Here is an 18376-nt window from a genome sequence, read left to right as displayed (position 1 = left end):
GCCGTGAACAGGTCCCCCTGCCGGCTCATGGGGCCAGCCGCCGGGACGGCGGCAGCACCGGTCCGGGGGCGGCGGCGTAGCGGAACCGACCGATCCAGCGTTCGGCCTGGTCGGCGGGAAGCTGCAGCCGCTGCTGCAAGTCGGCCAGATCCCGGAAGGGCTCGCGGGCCCGCTCCTGCAACAGCCGCCGGCAGCGCTCCGGCCCCAGACCGAGACGCTCCCGCAGCAAGCCTTCGGAGGCCTGGTTGATCGCCAGGGGAGCCGGCGCCTGGGCGTGCCCAGCCTCGTCATGGCGGGCGAAACGAAGCACCGGCATCCAGATCAGCACCTGCTCGGGGGGGACCTGCAGCGACCCGGCCAGTTCCCCGGGGTCGCGCCACTGAAGGCCGTCGCGTTGCAGACGGATCAGGCGATCCACCAGATCAGGCCGGCAGCCCGGTAACCGCAGCCAGTCGCCAGCAGCGGCAACGTTGACCTCCAGCGTCCAACCCAGGGCGGCCGCGTGACGCACCTCAGCGGCATCGCGCAGCCGCAGGTTGGGGTTGTGGGCCAGCTTGAGGGCGAGCAGCTCTCGCTCCACCGCCTCGTCGGCCGCGGCTGGTGGGGGCGGCGGCAGCTGCCCGGTGGCCACCAGCAGCCGGCGGGCCAGGGGATCCAGCCAGTGGCGCCCTGCCATCGAGGCCCACCTGCATCACGTCGGGCCTGAAGCTAGCGGGTGCTTCCGGGTCGGGGCCAGTCGACCAGGCCCAGCCGCAGACCGGTGACCACCGCCTGGATGCGACCACTGACCCGCAGCTTGAGGAGCACATTGCGCACGTGGGTCTTGACCGTGTCGACCGACACCATCAGCTCCCCGGCGATCTCGGGATTGCTCAGGCCCCGCACCACCCGGTCGAGCACCTGCCGTTCACGGGCACTGAGCCGCTCGTGCCCGGCGCCGGGCTCCTGGTCGGCGCGGAAAACGCCGGCCAACGAACGGTCCAGGTACATCCCGCCGCCGATCACGGTGTGCAGGGCCTGCAGACCGGAGCCGTGCAACAGACGCGACTCCGGCACGATGGCGTCGCAACCGGCACGCAGGGCCGCCTGGATCAGGGCCGGTTGGTGCTCCTGGGACACCACCAGCAGGGTGCGGACCTCGGGATGGCGGCGCTTGGCCTGCACCACCAGGTCGACGCCACAGCCTTCCTCCAAGCGGTCGCTGACCAGGAGCAGGCTGGGTTGGTGCTGACGCACCAGGGCCAGCCCCTCGGCGGCGGTGGTGGCGGCACCCAGGATCCGGGCGGGGGTTCCCATCAGCAGGGCCACCTGGGCCCTGCTGCCAAGGCAGAGCACCAACCGGACGCCCTTCAGCAGAACCAGTCCCTGGCTGACGTCGTCACGCACCTGGGGCAACAGGGGGGTGAGGTCCACGGGAACAGGGGGCTCGACCGCCCCAGCGGATGGAGATCCATCTTCAACAGGTGCTGCGCATCGATTCGGTAGCGGCCATGGCGTGATTACGTGGATCCGCACTCCCCAGGCGCCCCCGGCCTCTGCAGAATCGTTGTCTTCAGCAGACCGGAGCCAACCTCCCCATGGCTTTCTTCGAGTCCGAGATCGTCCAGGACGAGGCGAAACGGCTGTTCACCGATTACCAGCAGCTGATGCAGCTGGGCAGTGAGTACGGCAAGTTCGACCGCGAAGGCAAGAAGCTGTACATCGAACGGATGGAGGAAATGATGGAGCGCTATCAGGTGTTCATGAAGCGCTTCGAGCTTTCCGAGGACTTCCAGGCCAAGCTCACCGTTGAGCAGCTGCGCACCCAGCTCGGTCAGTTCGGCCTCACCCCGGAAAAGATGTTCGAGCAGATGACCCTCACCCTGGAGCGCATGAAGAACCAACTCGAAGCCGCCGGCTGAACCCCCGTGAAGGATGTCGTCGTTGTCGGAGCAGGGCTCGCGGGTCTGGTGGCGGCGCGGCAGCTGCGGCAGTCCGGCCTGTCGGTGGGGGTGATCGAGGCGGCGGCCTCCGTGGGGGGCCGCATGGTGCGCTCCCCCCTGCAGCTCGAGCAGGCCCGACCACCGGCGTGGGTCGACCTGGGCGGCCAGTGGGTGGGACCCAGCCATTCCCGTTTTCTGGCCTTGCTCGAGGCCCACGGTCTGCGCCGTTTCCCCTCGCCCCACGGCGGTCAAACGGTCCTCTGTTTCGGGACCCAACGCTGTACCTTCAGCGGCTTCTTCCAGGGGTTCCCGGAGGGCCAGCCACCGTCGGTCCCCAGCCGCGACTGGGACGATGCCATGAACGCCCTGAAGCAGTTCCAGGACCTGGTGGCGACGCTGCCCGCGGGCCACCCCCATCACCATCCCGCCGCCGCCGCCCTCGACCGGCTGAGCTTCCAGGACTGGATCGATACCCACACCCACACCCCTTTCGCCGCCTGGTACTTCGCCTATTTCTGCCGGGCCGTGGGCTTTCTCGGGCCGGCCGAGCCGGATCAGGTGTCGTTGCTGCACGTGGCCTGGGGACAGCGCACGGCGTCCCAGGGGGACCACCCCGAGGAGGACCTGATCCACGGCGGTGCCGGCCAATTGCCGGCGTTGCTGGCCGAAGGACTGGGGGACGCCCTGGTGCTGGGGGAGCCCGTGCGGGCCATCGATCAGCCCGAGGGAGAGGCGGCCGTCACGGTGATCACCGATCGCGCCAGCCACCACGGCCGGGCCGTGATCGTGGCCATGCCGCCGGCGCTGGCGGGCGCCATCCGCTTCACGCCGGAATTGCCGGCCGACCGGCTCGCCCTGCAGGAGGGGATGGCCATGGGGAACTGCACCAAGGTGCTGATCGCCTACGGGTGGCCCTGGTGGCGCGAGGCGGGGCTCTCCGGCATCGGCATCGGCGATCGCCCCTGGGTGGAGCTGTGCGCCGACAGCTCCGACCCGGAAACGGGCCTGGGGGTGCTCGCCGCCTTCGTGGTGGGTCGCCGCCGGGAGCGCTGGGCGGCCCTGGGAGCGGAGCAGCGCCGGGCCGCGGTGCTGGAGGATCTGGCCGCCTACTTCGGTCCCATGGCCCTGGAGCCGCTGGACTACGTGGAGAAGAACTGGCCCGAGGAACCCTTCGTCGGTGGCGCCTTCGCCGCCTGGATGCCCCCCGGCCTGTGGACCCGCAGCGGCGATGCCCTCCTCCGGCCCCACGGCCGGGTGTTCTGGGCCGGCACCGAGGTGGCGGAGCGCTGGCCGGGTTTCTTCGAGGGTGCCGTCGACAGTGGCGAGAGGGCGGCGGCCGCCGTGGCCGCCCTGCTGGGCTGATCAGACGGTGCCCTGCGGCTGCCTACCATCCCCCCAGGCAGCCGGCTGGCGTTGATGGGCGAAGCACTCCAGGCGAAGCAGGCGGATCCACCGGCTCTGCCCGAAGCCCTGGCCAGGGGCATCGCCGACCTGTTTCCCGCCGGCCGGAATGCCGACCCTGACCAGCGCCTGGAGGCCAGGCTGGCGGAGTCGTCGCGCCAGGGGCGGCCGCTGAGGGTGAAGCTGGGCATCGACCCCACCGGCAGCGACATCCACCTCGGCCACAGCCTGCTGTTCCGCAAGCTGCGGGCCTTCCAGAACGCCGGCCATACGGCGGTGCTGATCATCGGCGACTTCACGGCCCGCATCGGCGATCCCACCGGCAAGAGCAGCACCCGCGTGCAGCTCGATGCGGCGGCGGTGGAGGCCAATGCCGCCACCTACCTGGCCCAGCTGGGCCAGGGCCAGCCCCCCGAGCACGCCCTGCTCGATTTCGACACCCCCGGCCGGCTGGAGGTGCGGCGCAACTCCGAATGGCTCGCCGGTCTGGCGCTGCCCCAGGTGATCGAACTGCTGGGGATCAGCACCGTGGGTCAGATGCTGGCCAAAGAGGACTTCGCCAACCGCTATGGCTCCGGGACCCCCATCAGCCTGCACGAGTTCCTCTACCCCCTGCTGCAGGGCTACGACTCGGTGGCGGTGCAGGCTGACCTCGAACTGGGCGGCACCGACCAGAAGTTCAACGTGGCGATGGGGCGCGACATGCAGCGCCATTTCGGCCAGCGGCCCCAGTTCGGGCTGCTGCTGCCGATCCTGCCCGGCCTCGATGGGGTGCAGAAAATGAGCAAGAGCCTGGGCAACACGGTGGGCCTCATGGAAGACCCCCTCTCAATGTACTCCAAGCTGGAGAAGGTGCCGGACGCGGTGGTGGGGGACTACCTCACCCTGCTCACCGACCTGGACACGGCGACGCTGCCCAGCGAGCCCCGGGAGCGGCAGAAGGCGATGGCCCTGGAGGTGACCGCCACCCGCCATGGGCGCGACGCGGCACGGCAGGCGCAGGCCGATGCGGCCGGGCTGGTGGCCGCCGGCCACTCCGGAGCAGGGAAGGTATCGGGGGACTTAAGCGCGGACAGTGTGCCCGAGGCCTCCCTGGCGGGTCTGACCTTCCCGCTGAAGGCCTTCTACCTGCTCAGCGCCCTGCAGGTCTGCGCCAGCAGCAGTGAGGGGCGACGCCAGATCCAGGGTGGCGGCGTGAAACTCGACGGCGAAAAGCTCAGCGACCCCAACCAGGAATTCAGCAGCCCCCAAGAACTGGCCGGCAAAGTGCTGCAGCTCGGCAGGAAGACCTTCCGGCGGCTGGTGGCCTGATGGCGTCCGTTGATCGCACCACGCTGGCGTCCGGCCCCGCCGAGCGGATCATCCTGGCCCTCGACCGCGGCACTGCCGACGAGGCGCTGGCGCTGGTGGCGGCGATCCCGGAGCTGTGCTGGGTGAAGGTGGGCCTGGAGCTGTTCACCGCCGCCGGGCCAGGGGTGGTGCGGGACCTGCGGCAGCGGGGTCTGCGGGTGTTTCTGGACCTGAAGTTCCACGACATCCCCGCCACCATGGCCGGCGCCTGCCGCAGCGCCGCCCGCCTGGGGGCGGAGCTGATCACCGTGCACGCCTGCGCTGGAAGCGAGGCCCTCGCCGCCGCCCAGGCTGCGGCCGTGGAGGGGGCCGCCAGTGAGGGCCTCGGCTCCCCCACCCTGCTGGCGGTGACCGTGCTGACCAGCTGGGATCCCGACCGCTTTCACCAGGAGCTGGCCATCACGACGCCGCTGGCCGCCTACGCGACCGAGCTGGCCGCGATGGCCGCAGCGGCGGGCCTCACCGGCGCGGTGTGCTCCCCCTGGGAGGTGGCCGGCCTGCGGGTCGCCCATCCCCAACCCTTCGCGCTGGTGACCCCCGGCATCCGCCCCGCCGGCAGCGCTGCGGCCGATCAGAAGCGGGTGATGACACCGGCGGCGGCGGTGGCGGCCGGAGCCAGCCAGCTGGTGATCGGTCGGCCGATCAGCGGCGCCACCGATCCGGCAGCAGCCTTTGCGGCCTGCTGCGCCGAACTCCAGGGCGCGCCGGGCTGAACAGGTTCAGAGCGGACCCGGGGCCGTATCCAGCTGCAGGGGGGCCGCCTTGCCGTAGAGCCAGCCCTGACCATGGAGCCAGCCCTGGGAGGTGAGCAGGCGGGCCTCCTCGATGGTTTCGACCCCCTCGGCCACGGTGTCCAGCTCCAGCCCTTCGGCCACCCCCACCAGAGCCTGGGCCAGCCGCAGGCTCTTGGTGTCCTTGGCGCGCATGGCACAGGTGAAGGAACGATCCAGCTTCAGCCCGGCGATGGGCAGATCGCGCAGATGGCTGATCGAGGAATAGCCGGTGCCGAAATCATCCACATACCAACGGACCCCACTGGAGGCCAGCTGCTGGATCTGCTGGCCGATGCGGTCTGTCACGGTGAGCAGGGCCGTCTCGGTGACCTCCAGGTGCAGACGCTCCGGGACCACCTGTGCGGCCCGCAAGGCTTCGCTCACCAGCTGCGGGTAATCGGGCAGAGCAAGGGTGGCTGCCGACACGTTCACTGCCATGGTGAGCGTGGGGGGCAGCCGGGAGAGCGCCGCCAGGGCCTGGCGCAGCACCAGCAGGTCGATGCGGGTGATCAGGCCACGGCACTCGGCGCAGGGCAGGAACTCGGCCGGTGGCACTTCGATGCCATCGGGCCGCACCCAGCGGGCCAGGGCCTCGTACCCGGTGACCTGGCCGGTGTCGAACGCCACGATCGGCATGAACCAGGCGGCGAACTCCCCCATCACCAGCCCCCGCTGGATCTCGGCGGCGAACAGCAGCAAGGTGTGGGCTTCGGTAGCCAGGGCGTCGTCGAGCAGGGCATAGCAGTTGCGGCCCCGGCCCTTGGCCTGCCGCATGGCGAGGCTGGCGTCCCGCAGCAGTTCATCGGGGAGAACGCCGGCCCGGGCGGTGGCGATGCCAATGCTCACCGTGGGGTCGATGGGCTGGCCGGCGATGCTGACCGGTACACGGCAGGCCCTCAGGATCCTCTCGGCCGTGAGGGTGACATCGGCACCCGCATCCTGTTCGCTCAGCAGCACGATGAATTCGTCGCCGGTGCCTCGGCCCACCTGCTCGGGATGGCCGATCGCCCTGACGATCCGCGCCGCCAGCAAGGCGATCAGCTTGTCGCCACCCGCATGGGTGAGGGCATCGTTGACCTGGGTGAGGCCATCGACACCGATGCTCAGCACCGTGAGCGACGAGCCGGTGCCCTCCAGCCCATCGAGGGCGTGTCGGATGCGATCCAGGGCCACGGACCGCAGGGGCAGGCTGGTGAGGGGGTCGTGCTGAAGGCGGTGGTCCAGCTCGGTGCGGATCCTCACCTGGTCGTGGATGTCGCGCAAGGACAGCACCAGGGCGCCGGCCTCCTCCCCCGGCAGGGGATGGGCGGTGCCCATCATCCAGAGCCAGCCCCCGTCAGCGCAGAGGATCCTCAGGTCCTCCCGGAAGGATCCCGGGCCTGCAAGGCTGAGGCCGGCGCGCAGGACCTGGACCCACTCCTCCCGGTGCACCAGGCCGATGGCCGGCTGGCCGATCAGGGCGTCGGGCCGCCAGCCCAGCCGGGCTTCGATCGACTCGGAGACCCAGACGATGCGGTGATCGCTGTCCAGTTCGACGACCACGTCCGAGGTGTGTCGGGCCAGCAGGCGATAGCGCCGTTCCGCCTCCACCAGCTGTTGCTGCATCGCCAACCGATCGGTGGTCACCCGCCAGAGACAGCACAGCAGTCCGTTGGCGAGGAACAGGCGGATCTCGGCTGGAGGCCCGGGGACAGGCCGCCCATGGCCGGCGCCATGAAGGCCTTCGATAACGACGGCTTGCCCATTCTCCATGACCCGCAGGCCGTGCTCGAACAGACCGCTGGACGGCTGGAGATCCAACAGACGGGCCCCCAGCATCCCGCTGGGCGAGCGGTCATGCAGGGCACTGGCCGGGCGGTTGGCATAGACACAGACGAAGTCGATGATGGAGCCGGAGGGGCTTTTTTCGGGCTCGAGCAGCAGGAAAGGATCCGGCAGGGACTCAAAGATCGACTGGCTGCTGGCCCAGGCCGGAGGGCCAGATTCGACAGGTTTCTTCCCAGAGAATCCTGACGAATCGCGCGTCTCAAGGCGTGGCTGTTCGCCTCCCACTGTATCGGTGATCACTTCTCTGCCGCGTCGCTGTCGGGCAACCGGATGCAGGGAAGAAAACGTGTCTGAAAAACCCATTGCATCCACCATCTCCATGGGGGGGGGTCATGCCGGTCTGGGACAGAAGCGGGAAGTTGATCGAGCGCGTCTGCGATAAATTTCCGAAAAGCCGCCAACAAAGGCTATCTGATTCTCTACCGAAAAGCAGCGAATGCGGCCTGCGTTTACCGGGGAGTTCAGTTTGCTCCCATGGAGATGTTGGCGGTGGGATCACGTCAGTCCTCAGGCCATCGAAGCGGCCAAGGCGATGACCGCGGCTGGTCACTCGTCCGGCCGCTGGTCCGCCCGGACGGCCCCGGCCGCCTCGACCCGGTCGAGCTGCTGGGCCGCCCAGCGCCCGAGACGTCCGGAAGCGGCCAGCTGCTGGCGCAGGCGCTCGTGTTCAGCGGCGCGTTGCGCCTGCCGCTCTGCCTCGGTGGGAACCTGATCCTCAAACGGCACGTGGGCCCGCGCCGCCAGCCAGGCCCCCAGCTGGCGCAGGGACGCAGGATCACGGCTTTGTTGATCGACCAGCAAGGGTTTGCCGGGGGGCCGGGTGGCCTGCAACCGGTAGGAGCGATCGCCATCGGAATCGACCAGCTCGACCAGCTCCAGAGCCCGGGCTTCGCCCAGGGTCCGCAGGCGGTGGCCGAAGCGGCGCTGCCACACCAGGACCCGCGGCTCCAGCCGCCATTCCAGGCGCCCGAAGGCCAGCCACACCTGGCCCCATCCACAGGCGAGGGCCACCAGCGCCAGCGGGATCCCCAGCACCCAGACGCCGGGTCCGTGCAGCCCACCACGCACCAGCAGGGCCAGCAGGCCCCAGAGCACCAGATTCACCAGGCCCATCACCAGCCGGTGGCGCCGGCGCAGGGCCGGGTCGGGCACCAGCAGCGGACTGCCGAAGGAGGGGGTGAGCACCTGCCAGCCCGCCGGCAGGACGACCGGGGCTGGGGACTGGACGGGGTCCTCGGGCTGGGGGCGCAGACCCAGAAGCCGGTTGAGCTGGTCGGCGGCCTCCCGCCGCTGCTGCGAGCTGCCGAGCCGGGTGATCTCGAGGCGGCGGTCGGGCAGCACCGCCACCAGCGCCCCCCCGGGTCCCCCATCGCCAACCTGGAAGCAACGGATGGACCCCCTGGCCAGGGCACGCCGGTGGCGCAAGGGTCCCAGGCGCACCTGCCGCTCCAGACTCCCGTCTGCCGCGACGGTCAGCCGATCCTCCGACCAGAGCGCTCGCAGCAGATGCTGCAGGGCGGTGGCGCCACCAACACTCCAGAGGCTCACCCAGACCAGCAGGAACAGGGCCACCGGCAGGGCCCCCTGACCAGTGGCCAGAAACGTCCACAGGAACCACAGGGCGAAGATCTCACCCACCAGCCAGCCGCACAGCCAGAAGGCCAGGAACGCCGCCACGAAGAACCGGCCCGGGCCCTGGGGACGGAAACGGAACGTCGTGGTGCCGATACCGCTGCTCACCGCCTCGCCCGCCGTCGTCCGATGGGCCCATGCTGGCCGGAAGGCGCCGCAGCGGCAGCGTTTCGAGCCAGCAAAAACCCCCGCGCCGCCATCGGCACGGGGGTGGGGGGATCAGGGGCTGAAGCCGGATAGCTCCAGCCCACAGGCGGCTTCAGCCGACGAACTCGCGGCTGGGGGCGGAGACGCCGGCGGGGGAGGTGCCCTTCAGGAAGGCCAGCATGGTGTCGGCATCGGAGCACTCGAACGGGTCGGTGGGGCAGTTGTCCTCGAGCCCGGGCTCAACGAACATCTTCTCGATCGTGCCGTCGTTGACGAGCATCGAATAACGCCAGGAGCGCTCACCGAAGCCCAGGTTGCCCTTCTCGACGAGCATGCCCATCTTGCGGCTGAACTCGCCGTTGCCGTCAGGCAGCAGGAACACCTTGTCGGCGCCCACCTGCTTGCCCCACTGGAACATCACGAAGGCGTCGTTGACGGACACGCAGACGATGCTGTCCACACCCTGAGCCTTGAACTCCTCGTACAGGGCCTCGTAACGGGGCAGGTGGTTGGAGGAGCAGGTGGGGGTGAAGGCACCGGGGAGGGAGAACACCACGACCTTCTTGCCCTTGAAGATGTCGTCGGTGGTGAGGTCCTGCCAGCGGAAGGGGTTGGGGCCTCCTACGGACTCATCGCGCACACGGGTCTTGAAGACGACGCTGGGGACCTTTTCGATGACAGCCATGTGAATGTGTGAAGAACGACTTGACGACGCGCCGCCCGGAGCAGCGATCGCAAGGAGCTTAACTCATAATCGGTCCGGCTTAGGGTGGAAACCGGCTGAGCGTTTGTGCTCATCGTCGGCCCGAATCCGGCGGGCCGACCGCCCTACAGTCCGCTTCCCCTGTCGCCAGGACGCGCGTCCAAGCCATGTCCCTCTCCATGTATGAGGCGGCCATTCCGCCCGTGGCCCGCAGCCTGCGCAACCTCTCCGCCATCCTCGCCAAGGCGGCCGCCCACGCCGAAGCCAGGGGGATTGAGCCGGCGGTGCTGCTGCAGGCGCGCCTCTACCCCGACATGTTCCCCCTGGTGCGGCAGGTGCAGATCGCCACCGACATCGCCCGGCGGGGGCTGGCCCGGCTGGCCGGCGGCGAGTGCCCGGCGATGGAGGACAACGAAACCGACTTCGAGGAACTGATCCGTCGGATCGAGGCCACCCTCACCTACCTCGACAGCCTCGCCCCCGAGCAGATCGACGGAACCGAGAGCCGGCCGATCGAGCTGCCGATCCGCGGCGAGACCCTCCACTTCAACGGCCAGAGCTTCCTGCTGTTCTTCGTGCTGCCCAACGTCTACTTCCACGTCACCACCGCCTACGACATCCTGCGCCACAACGGCGTGGAACTCGGCAAGCGGGATTTCCTTGGCGAGCCCTGAGGCCTTCAGGCCAGGGGCCGTCGCAGCGCCTCCGGATCAAGGCCCTCCCGCAGGGCCAGCACCAGACCGGCCGCCTCCGCATAGGTGGCGGCCGGGATCACCGGCAGTCCCAGGGCCTCCCCGCTGACCTGCAGCAGACAGGGGTTCCCCTCCACGGCGATCAGGGGCACGCCCCGCTCGGCGCAGGCCAGCACCGCCTCGCCCCCCAGGGCCCCCGCCGGAGCCACCACCGCCCCCAGATCGGCGCCGTGCAGCAGCCCCTCGCCGCTGGCCGGCTCGGGCCGCAGGGAGGGGGCCCGGCTCAAGCCCACCAGCACGCAGGGGAGGAAGGTGTGACCCAGCTCCTCGGCCGCCGCCCGAGGATCGAGGCCGGGGTCCGGCGGCAGCGGCGCCAGGGCGGGGGCATGGGCACAGGGAATTCCCAGGTGGCGCACCAGCAGGTGGCTGATCACCGCCTCCGCCCCGGCCAGGGCGTCCACGCCTGTCCCGTGGCGGTAGGCCGCCAGGGCGTCGCTGCCCGGCTCCTCGGGGAAGCGGGCCACCACGGCGATGGCCGTGGCGCCGGCGGCCACCAGCCGCTCCCCCGCCCGCAGCAGGGCCTCGGGGCGTCCCAGGGAGCCCCAGCTGCTGCCGCTGGGGCCGATCGACAGGCTCACCTCCAGGGGCGCCTCGCTGCTCAGCACCGGGCCGATCGTCAGTCCCAGGCTGGCGCGGCAAGCGTCGATCACCTGACGGTGGCGCAGGAGCAGCTCCGCTTCGATGCCGGCATCGAACAGCACCCCCAGCCGCTGGCACGGCACCGGCGCCAGGGCCAGCTCACCGGCGGCGAAGCGATCCAGGCTCCAGCCCTCCACGTAGTGCAGGCGCCGATCGCTCCAATAAAGGGAGGCGGCGTTCATCACGTTGGGGTGGGTGATCAGGCAGCCGCTGGCGGCAGCCAGCAGCCGGGCCGCCGGCAGGCCGTCGCCGGCGAAGCCCCCCACGGCGCAGCCCACCCCGGTGGGGATCACCAGCAGGGTGGGCAAGGGCGGGGATGAGCTCAAGGGCCGGCCGTCGGCGCCGGGCCCACCACGATTCCCTCGAGCCTCAGGCCGCGGGCGGAATCCACCGCCGTGATCGCCCAGCGCAGAGGCTCAGCGCCCGCACCGGCCAGGCGGATGGCCTCCTGCCGCAGGGCCTGACGCAGCTGGGGCAGCAGGGGGCCGGGGGAGGTCTGCAGCCACAGCTCCAGGGGCACCAGGGAACTCACCTCTGGAACTGACCGAACTGGGCCTCGTAGAGGGCGTCCTCCTGGCCGGCCAGCAGGTCGAGGTCGGAGCGGGGATAGGAGACGCAGAGCAGGGCATAGCCCTTGGCCTGGAGTTCGGCCTTCACGCCCATGGCATCGGGCTGGTGCACCTCACCGCTGCGCAGCAGGGCGGCGCAGGTGGTGCACACCCCCGAGCAGCAGGAGCAGGGCAAGGGCACGCCTGCCGTCTCGGCGGCGTTGAGCACCGTCTGGTCGCTTCGGCAGGGAAAGCTGTGGGAGACGCCGTCGAGGCTGGCGCTGACCTGGAAGACGGAGGGCTCGGTGGAGGTCGCTGGGGTGGTCTCGGACACGGGGGATCAGGGTCTGGGAGGGGCGGCGTTGGGAGGGCGGCTCAGGCTCCCGGGTCGGGCCCATCCTCACCGATCGCCAACCAGCGGCCGGGATGGGGGGCGAGGTACTCCCCCGGGTCCGGCGCCGCCGCTGGGGACGTGAGCACGAAGTCGATGCTCAGCGAGAAGCGGGTGTCGTCGGGATCCTCGTTGGGCAGCACCGCATGGTCGACTGAGGCGGGGAACAGCAGCAGCAGGCCCGCCCGGGGCGCCACGTCGTGCCAGGACTGGTTGAGAACCGCAGCGGCCGCGATCGGCCCGTCCTGACCGACCGCCAGGCCCGGCACCAGCTCGTTCACCTGACGGGGGGCGTACAGGCGCAGGCAGCCACTGCGGCCTGTGCCGTCGCCGTTGAAGTAATAGATGGCGCTCAGATGGGCGTTGGGGTGGTGATGGCGCCCCACCCGCTCTCCGGGTTCGCTGATCACCGGCCAGCTGCGCTGCACGTGCAGCGCCAGCCGGCGCCGATCAAACCCGAGGGCCTCCAGGTACGGCCAGGCGTGGCCCGCCAGCCGGGCGATCAGGGGAGCGAACAGGGGGTCGCGGTGCAGCTCCCCGGCGCCACGCACATCCCCGGTCCAGGCCACGCCCTCCTCGCTGGGCGCCGCCTCTCGCCAGGCCAGGACCCGTTGCAGCCACAGGGCGGTGTCGAGGGGATCAGGCGCCAGCTGCACCCGGCCCAGGGCCATCGGGAACAGGGGCGCGATGGCCAGGGCGGCGTGGGCGGCGGGCTCGGCCATGGGCGGGGGCGACAAGAGGCGGCGACGAAGGCACGCGGCACGAGGATGATCCTGCCGGCCCGCCGCACCGCCGGGACCGACGAGCAGTGGGCGCAACGATTCCTGCGCTTCCACGGTCTGCGACCGTCCCGGGAGATGGGGCAGGAGGACAGCACTGTGTTCCTTAACAGCTCAACGGTTTGGCTGACTGGACTTGACGGCTCATCGTCGGGATCTGCCGATCAGGTGCGGCAGGCGCCAGCGCGATAGGAAGGAGACGAAGTCCGGTGTGGATGGCAGCAACAATGCTGCAGCCGATTCGCGGCAGCGTGCATCACCACGCTCAGCTTTTTCTCAGGTCCGTGAACCACAGCCACGACTGACCATAGGCTTTTAAAAGACTATGCCCCAACAAGGGCTGGGGACATCACGGCAGCTTGGCCCCCAAGTGGTTCGCAGAAAGAGCAAGTCAGGGCCATGTGGCTCTCAGAACTGCCTAATGGCTGGCCGGGAGACATCTCAGCCTTGTAATGATTGATGAATCAATGCATTACGAACACGTCAATAACAGCAGGATGACTGAGGCTTCTGCCCAGCGCCTATGTGGCACGAGGGTTTCAGATCATGGCTGCCTCTTGTCACCAGATCGTTCATGGCGTGGACAGGTTAGTGGCAGGAAACTCTCACAACCATCCAGTTGCATGCAGGCATCACTTTGATGTCAGATAGATGGTGATTGATCAAACACTACCAACCCATGGAGATTCGAGATGCCCCAACCCTTCCCAAACTCTGACGAGAATCTCGCCACCACCTCCCATCCCTTCATCGGCAACTTCCACAAGACGCTGCCGCATGACGCTTATGGTGAAGTCATTCCCGAGGCGTATCGCAAGTTCGAGCGCACCTGCCTCGCGATCGAGGCGGGAATGCCGATCAACTTTGAGGAGGTTCCCAGGGGACCGCTGGCACTCACGGCGCAATCGTCATTTGATTCGCAGGCGGCAGCGGCTCTCACTGGCACCGTGGCACGCTTCACCAGCCCGCTGGCCGGCGCCGCGACAGAGGCACACGGCCCTGATCCAAAGGCGATGGAGATGCTTCCCGCACCGGGCTGCCTTTCCATCAGCACGGCCGCCGAAATGTCGGAAGTTTATTGGATGGCACTCCTGCGCGATGCCCCACTGCTCGCTTTCCAGGTCAACCGAACGCCCCCAGCTGCGGGCTGTGCTGACATTTCCGCGCACGACGTTGAACTCGGCTTCAATGTCACCAATCGAGTCGATGACGCACGTAAATGGGTCAACATTCTGTTCGATTGCGCTGTAAGGCGTGACACTGACCCCGGCAAACTGCGCGCACCACTCGATGTTGACGCTGGCTCAGGCGGCGCTGACATTCGGCTTCAGACGCTGTTCCGCAGCGGGTTGGTGGATGAAGAATTCGGTCCTTTGGTGAGCCAGTTCTTCATTCGCCCGATCGGCTACGGCACGCAGTCGATCGATCAAAAACAGTTTCCTTATATCGCAAGGCGCGACTTTCTCACCACGCACGGTGACTGGCTTCTGGCCCAGAATACCGGTAAAGATGTCTACGGCCGCGACTACGGAAATTGCAATAACTATTCTGATCAGTTACATCGTGGTGCTTCTTATTACCCGGTAGATGGGAGTGGTCAGCCGGTCAAGCGATACATCTCGACCATGCGCGATCTCGCTCGCTTCGTGAACCGCGATGCGCTGCATCAGGCCTACTTCAATGCCGCGCTCTTTCTCGACGGAATCCGCGCTCCACTTGACGCTGGCAACCCTTATCGTGGAAACCGTTTCAGCCGCGAAGATCCTTTCGCCTCGCTCGGCGGGCCGGATTTGCTCACGCTGGTGTCTGAGGTGGCCAGCCGTTCGCTCAAGGTCGTCTGGCGGCAAAAATGGCTGGTCCATCGGCGTGCGCGGCCCGAGGTCTACGGCGGTCTTGTGCAAATGCAGCGCAAGGGTTACAACGGCGCCACGCGCGCTTATGGGCTGCCGACGACAGCCGCAGCTTGCCCGAATTTCGACGACGCCATTGATGCAACGCTTGCCGCAGTGGGCATGCACAACCAAGTGATGAACGGCGGTACGGAGACCTTCTTCCTGCCGATGGCGTTCTCCGCAGGCTCTCCAGCTCACCCCGCCTATGGCGCTGGACATGCCACAGTCGCGGGTGCCTGCGTCACCACGCTGAAGGCCTGGTTCGATGAGGATGCGAAACTTGCCGATGTCTTCGCTGATGCGAATATGGCCGCATCCGTACGCATGACTGCGCCCAAGGATCCTCTTGGTGGCGAACTGAAACTGCTCCAGCCTGGCTATCGCAGAGTCGGGTCAGATCTTGAGGCCTTCTGTGAACCCATGGAGTACTCAGGTGGCGATGCCAACCGAATGACTATCGGTGGCGAACTCAACAAGCTCGCCAGCAACGTGGCGATGGGTCGTTCGATGGGCGGTGTGCACTGGCGGTCTGACAACACGCGCAGCCTGCGCTTGGGGGAGGCGATTGCCACCGAAATCCTGCGTAAGCGCACACTCGAATATGCTGAGCGGCCTGTCTCATTCACCTTCCGTGCGTTTGATGGGCACATTGTACGGATTGCCAATGGCCAAGTGCAGACCTAACTCAACATTCGCCCAACAACCGGTTGCAGCGGACGGCATTCCCCGCCGCCGATGCAACCGGAACATTGCATGCCTCGGTGAGAAAAGAGAGAGATAGCATGGTCAAACGGCGGGGGTTTCTGAAGGTTCCAAGCGCTACCAAGGCCGGTGCAGTGACAGGGGTCGGTGCGGGGCGAGGAGCGAGCTCCGCCTCCTCGCCCCGCACCTTCGTCCTGGTTCACGGCGCGTGGCATGGAGGTTGGTGCTGGCGAGGCACAGCGGAGATCCTTGCTGCGCACGGCAACCGTGTCTTCGCCCCGAGCCTCACTGGCGTTGGAGATCGTGCGCATCTCTTCTCCAAAGACATCTCCTTGCAGACCCACGTCGAAGACATCCTTGCTCTCATCGAAGCGGAGGAGTTGAACGATTTCGTCCTGGTCGGACACAGCTACGGAGGTTTTGTCATCTCCGGCGTCGCTGACACGCTCCGAGAGCGCGTATCCCGCTACGTCTACTTGGATGCCGGAGTTCCAGAGGACATGTCACCTGGTGCATCGTTCAGCTGGTCAGGATCCAACACCCCGGAGGCACGCGAAGCGCGGCTGAAGTCGATCCGAGAACAAGGCCATGGGCTAGCACTACCCGCGCCTCCGCCGAGTGCCTTCGCTGTGACTGAGCCATCGCAGGTCGCCTGGCTTCAGCGGCGCCTGCGGCCGATGCCACTGCAGACGTACATCGGAACATTCACCTTCAGGAACTCCGGAAGTCTCGGGATGGCGCGCACCTATGTCGCCGGAAGCAATCCGCCATATCCTTTCCTCGCCTCTACCTATGAACGCATCAAGGCGGAGCAGGACTGGTCGTTCACGACCATAGAGGCCGGGCACGACTCGATGGTGACAGCCCCTGGCAAGTTGGCCTCCCTCTTGATGGAGATTTGAGGCCATCGTCCGTTTGCCTGTGCGTGCTCGGCATCCAACAACGGCCGGCGGCGGCTCATGGGCAGGGTTCTGTCGTGGCGCAGCCCTCCTTCCCAGGGTGATTCACCTCAATGCATTCGCCCGCGCTTCACGCCAGAGTCCAGAACAGATCGGCCTAAGGTAGGGGAACGACTATCCTCACCCGTGCTCCACTGCCTTGCCGATGATCTCTGGGTTGCCGAACAACCGCAGACCTACGTCGGCCTGAGCATCGGCACCAGGATGACAGTCATCCGCCAGAGGAACACCAACAGACTGGTGATCCTCTCACCGATCCAGCCATCGGCTGAGCTTGAAAAGGGGCTGGCCGAGCTCGGTGTCGTCGGCGATATCGTGGCACCCAACGCCTTCCACCACCTCTATCTCCAGGCGTTCAAGCAGCGCTTCCCTTTGGCAACCACATGGGGTCCGTCCGCCCTCAGGCAGAAATGTCCCCACCTGGAGCTGGATCGTCTGCTCAGCGCGACAGACCCTTCCCCATGGCCGGAGATGGTGCTGTGCAAGCTCACCGGGCTCCAAACCCTGGGGCCCACCGGGCCATCCCCGCTCCACGAAGTAGCCTTCTGCCACACCCCCAGCAAGACCCTGATCCTCACAGACAGTGCCTTCCATTTCGATGCCTCCGCTGCCTGGCTGACCCGGTTGATCACGCGAATCGGTGGCGGTTTCGATCGCCTGGAGCCCACCATTCTTGAGCGGTTGGCCACCTCCGACAGGGCTTCCCTGGGCAGGGCCATGCAGGTTGTCCTGCAGTGGGATTTCGACAGGGTTGTCGTGGCCCATGGCGCCATCGTCGAAACTGGCGGCAAGGCAAGCCTCACCAGGGCTTACGTGCGGTTCCTGGGTGGCGACCTCGAGCTCGGCGCCGGAAGCCAGCCCATCACCAAGGAGCCTCCACCATGAAAGCCGTTGTCGTTGAACGCTATGGAACGCCCGAGGTGCTGCGCATCAAGGAGATTCCCACACCCAGTCCCAAAGACGACGAACTCCTGATCCAAATCAACGCCACCACCGTCACATCGGGGGACTGGCGGGTGAGAAGCCAGACGGTTCCGACAGGCTTCGGGCTGATCATGCGGCTGGTGTTCGGTCTGCGGAAACCGAGACAGCCCATCCTCGGCTCGGAGCTGGCCGGGGTTGTCGCTGCGATCGGCAAGAACGTGACCCGATTCAAGGTGGGGGAGCGGGTGTTCGCCTTCAGCGACGCCCGCATGGGCTGCCATGCCGAAGCCATCGTCCTGCCGCAGGACGGCATGGTGGTGGCCACACCGCCGGGGCTCACCGACGACGTGGCCGCCGCCCTCTGCTTCGGCGGAACGACGGCCCTGGATTTCCTGCGCCGCGGCAAGATTCAGCGCGGGGAGAAGCTGCTGGTGAATGGAGCCTCCGGCGCGGTGGGGACGGCCGTTGTGCAACTGGCCCGGCACTTCGGCGCCGAAGTCACCGGGGTGGCCAGTACGGCAAATCTTGATCTTGTGAGATCGCTGGGTGCCGTCCATGTCATCGACTACACCCAGGCCGACTTCACCCGCAACGGTGAAACCTATGACGTGATTGTCGATACGGTCGGCACAGCGCCCTATTCACGCTGCAGGCGATCACTGAAGGATGGCGGGCGCCTGTTGCTGGTGCTGGCCGGGTTGCCCGAGATGCTGCAGGGCCTGTGGGTGTCGCTGACGAGCCGCCACACGGTCATCGCCGGGCCCGCTGCCGTGAAACTTGAGGATCTGCTCGATCTGGCGGCACTGGCTGAAGCAGGCGACGTCCAGCCGGTGATCGATCGACGCTATCCGCTCGAGCAGATTGTGGACGCCCATCGTTATGTCGACACCGGGCGCAAGAGAGGAAATTGAGGTGGATGGCTTTTATTGGACAGATTCGGTCCCTGACATCGTTAACTCCGGGCGGGAGGAACAGGGTTTGGTCTCAGTGTAGACCTCATGGGGAGTTTTGCCTCCCAGTGCGCTGTGCGGTCTT

18 protein-coding genes are annotated in these 18376 nt (G+C 67.5%); 9 read left to right on the top strand and 9 right to left on the bottom strand.

Annotated features, from left to right (window positions below; translation table 11 throughout):
- Positions 1 to 25 precede the first annotated feature (25 nt).
- Together VB739_RS13645 and VB739_RS13640 are read right to left on the bottom strand one after the other, a co-directional pair.
- Positions 26 to 676 (bottom strand): hypothetical protein, encoded by a 651-nt coding sequence (locus tag VB739_RS13645; RefSeq protein ID WP_323357593.1) that lies wholly within the window; start codon positions 674 to 676, stop codon positions 26 to 28.
- Between the two features lie 32 nt (positions 677 to 708).
- The gene (locus VB739_RS13640; protein WP_323357592.1) at positions 709 to 1413 is read right to left on the bottom strand and encodes a response regulator transcription factor; all 705 of its coding nucleotides are present in this window, start codon (positions 1411 to 1413) and stop codon (positions 709 to 711) included.
- Positions 1414 to 1577: 164 nt separating this feature from the next.
- On the opposite strand from VB739_RS13640, the gene VB739_RS13635 reads away from it, so the two are divergent.
- Genes VB739_RS13635 through pyrF form a run of 4 tightly spaced genes read left to right on the top strand, consistent with a single transcriptional unit; the run spans position 1578 to position 5386 of the window.
- A complete protein-coding gene (locus tag VB739_RS13635; protein WP_323357591.1) occupies positions 1578 to 1901 on the top strand; it encodes a DUF1825 family protein in 324 nt (107 codons plus the stop codon).
- 6 nt (positions 1902 to 1907) lie between these two features.
- The gene (locus VB739_RS13630; RefSeq protein WP_323357590.1) at positions 1908 to 3284 is read left to right on the top strand and encodes a flavin monoamine oxidase family protein; all 1377 of its coding nucleotides are present in this window, start codon (positions 1908 to 1910) and stop codon (positions 3282 to 3284) included.
- 54 nt (positions 3285 to 3338) lie between these two features.
- Positions 3339 to 4634, top strand: coding sequence for a tyrosine--tRNA ligase (gene tyrS / locus VB739_RS13625; RefSeq protein WP_323357589.1), 1296 nt, complete (start codon positions 3339 to 3341; stop codon positions 4632 to 4634).
- Positions 4634 to 5386 (top strand): orotidine-5'-phosphate decarboxylase, encoded by a 753-nt coding sequence (gene pyrF, locus VB739_RS13620; RefSeq protein WP_323357588.1) that lies wholly within the window; start codon positions 4634 to 4636, stop codon positions 5384 to 5386. The genes tyrS and pyrF overlap by 1 nt, the downstream gene beginning before the upstream one ends.
- Before the next feature lie 6 nt (positions 5387 to 5392).
- Here the strand turns inward: pyrF and VB739_RS13615 are convergent, their stop codons facing one another.
- From VB739_RS13615 to VB739_RS13605, 3 genes are all read right to left on the bottom strand, one after another.
- Complete coding sequence (locus VB739_RS13615; RefSeq protein WP_323357587.1) at positions 5393 to 7246, bottom strand: bifunctional diguanylate cyclase/phosphodiesterase; 1854 nt, start codon at positions 7244 to 7246, stop codon at positions 5393 to 5395.
- Between the two features lie 573 nt (positions 7247 to 7819).
- A complete protein-coding gene (locus VB739_RS13610; RefSeq protein WP_323357586.1) occupies positions 7820 to 9013 on the bottom strand; it encodes a hypothetical protein in 1194 nt (397 codons plus the stop codon).
- A 151-nt stretch (positions 9014 to 9164) separates the two neighbouring features.
- Positions 9165 to 9737, bottom strand: coding sequence for a peroxiredoxin (locus VB739_RS13605; protein WP_323357585.1), 573 nt, complete (start codon positions 9735 to 9737; stop codon positions 9165 to 9167).
- Between the two features lie 185 nt (positions 9738 to 9922).
- Between VB739_RS13605 and VB739_RS13600 the strand changes: the two genes are divergently transcribed.
- Positions 9923 to 10429, top strand: a complete 507-nt coding sequence (locus tag VB739_RS13600) for a DUF1993 domain-containing protein (protein ID WP_323357584.1) — start codon at positions 9923 to 9925, stop codon at positions 10427 to 10429.
- A gap of 5 nt (positions 10430 to 10434) precedes the next feature.
- Here the strand turns inward: VB739_RS13600 and VB739_RS13595 are convergent, their stop codons facing one another.
- Genes VB739_RS13595 through VB739_RS13580 form a run of 4 tightly spaced genes read right to left on the bottom strand, consistent with a single transcriptional unit; the run spans position 10435 to position 12807 of the window.
- Entirely contained in the window at positions 10435 to 11472 is a 1038-nt protein-coding gene (locus tag VB739_RS13595; RefSeq protein ID WP_323357583.1) for a DUF3326 domain-containing protein, read from the bottom strand.
- Positions 11469 to 11678 carry a hypothetical protein gene (locus VB739_RS13590; RefSeq protein WP_323357582.1) on the bottom strand — a complete coding sequence of 70 codons (210 nt, stop codon included), beginning with the start codon at positions 11676 to 11678 and terminating at the stop codon, positions 11469 to 11471. The genes VB739_RS13595 and VB739_RS13590 overlap by 4 nt, the downstream gene beginning before the upstream one ends.
- Complete coding sequence (locus tag VB739_RS13585; RefSeq protein ID WP_323357581.1) at positions 11675 to 12028, bottom strand: 2Fe-2S iron-sulfur cluster-binding protein; 354 nt, start codon at positions 12026 to 12028, stop codon at positions 11675 to 11677. The genes VB739_RS13590 and VB739_RS13585 overlap by 4 nt, the downstream gene beginning before the upstream one ends.
- A 41-nt stretch (positions 12029 to 12069) precedes the next feature.
- Positions 12070 to 12807 (bottom strand): TIGR02466 family protein, encoded by a 738-nt coding sequence (locus VB739_RS13580; protein WP_323357580.1) that lies wholly within the window; start codon positions 12805 to 12807, stop codon positions 12070 to 12072.
- A gap of 749 nt (positions 12808 to 13556) precedes the next feature.
- Between VB739_RS13580 and VB739_RS13575 the strand changes: the two genes are divergently transcribed.
- From VB739_RS13575 to VB739_RS13560, 4 genes are all read left to right on the top strand, one after another.
- Positions 13557 to 15440, top strand: coding sequence for a hypothetical protein (locus VB739_RS13575; RefSeq protein WP_323357579.1), 1884 nt, complete (start codon positions 13557 to 13559; stop codon positions 15438 to 15440).
- A gap of 98 nt (positions 15441 to 15538) precedes the next feature.
- Positions 15539 to 16360 (top strand): alpha/beta hydrolase, encoded by an 822-nt coding sequence (locus tag VB739_RS13570; protein WP_323357594.1) that lies wholly within the window; start codon positions 15539 to 15541, stop codon positions 16358 to 16360.
- A 183-nt stretch (positions 16361 to 16543) separates the two neighbouring features.
- The gene (locus VB739_RS13565; protein WP_323357578.1) at positions 16544 to 17302 is read left to right on the top strand and encodes a DUF4336 domain-containing protein; all 759 of its coding nucleotides are present in this window, start codon (positions 16544 to 16546) and stop codon (positions 17300 to 17302) included.
- On the top strand, positions 17299 to 18252 hold the full coding sequence (locus VB739_RS13560) for an NAD(P)-dependent alcohol dehydrogenase (RefSeq protein WP_323357577.1): 954 nt from the start codon (positions 17299 to 17301) through the stop codon (positions 18250 to 18252). The genes VB739_RS13565 and VB739_RS13560 overlap by 4 nt, the downstream gene beginning before the upstream one ends.
- Positions 18253 to 18376: the final 124 nt, after the last annotated feature.

This window comes from Cyanobium gracile UHCC 0281 (genome assembly GCF_034931305.1).
GTDB lineage: Bacteria > Cyanobacteriota > Cyanobacteriia > PCC-6307 > Cyanobiaceae > Cyanobium > Cyanobium gracile_A.
Note: the sequence above shows the minus strand (reverse complement) of the source record. Positions and strands in the feature narration are given on the sequence as shown.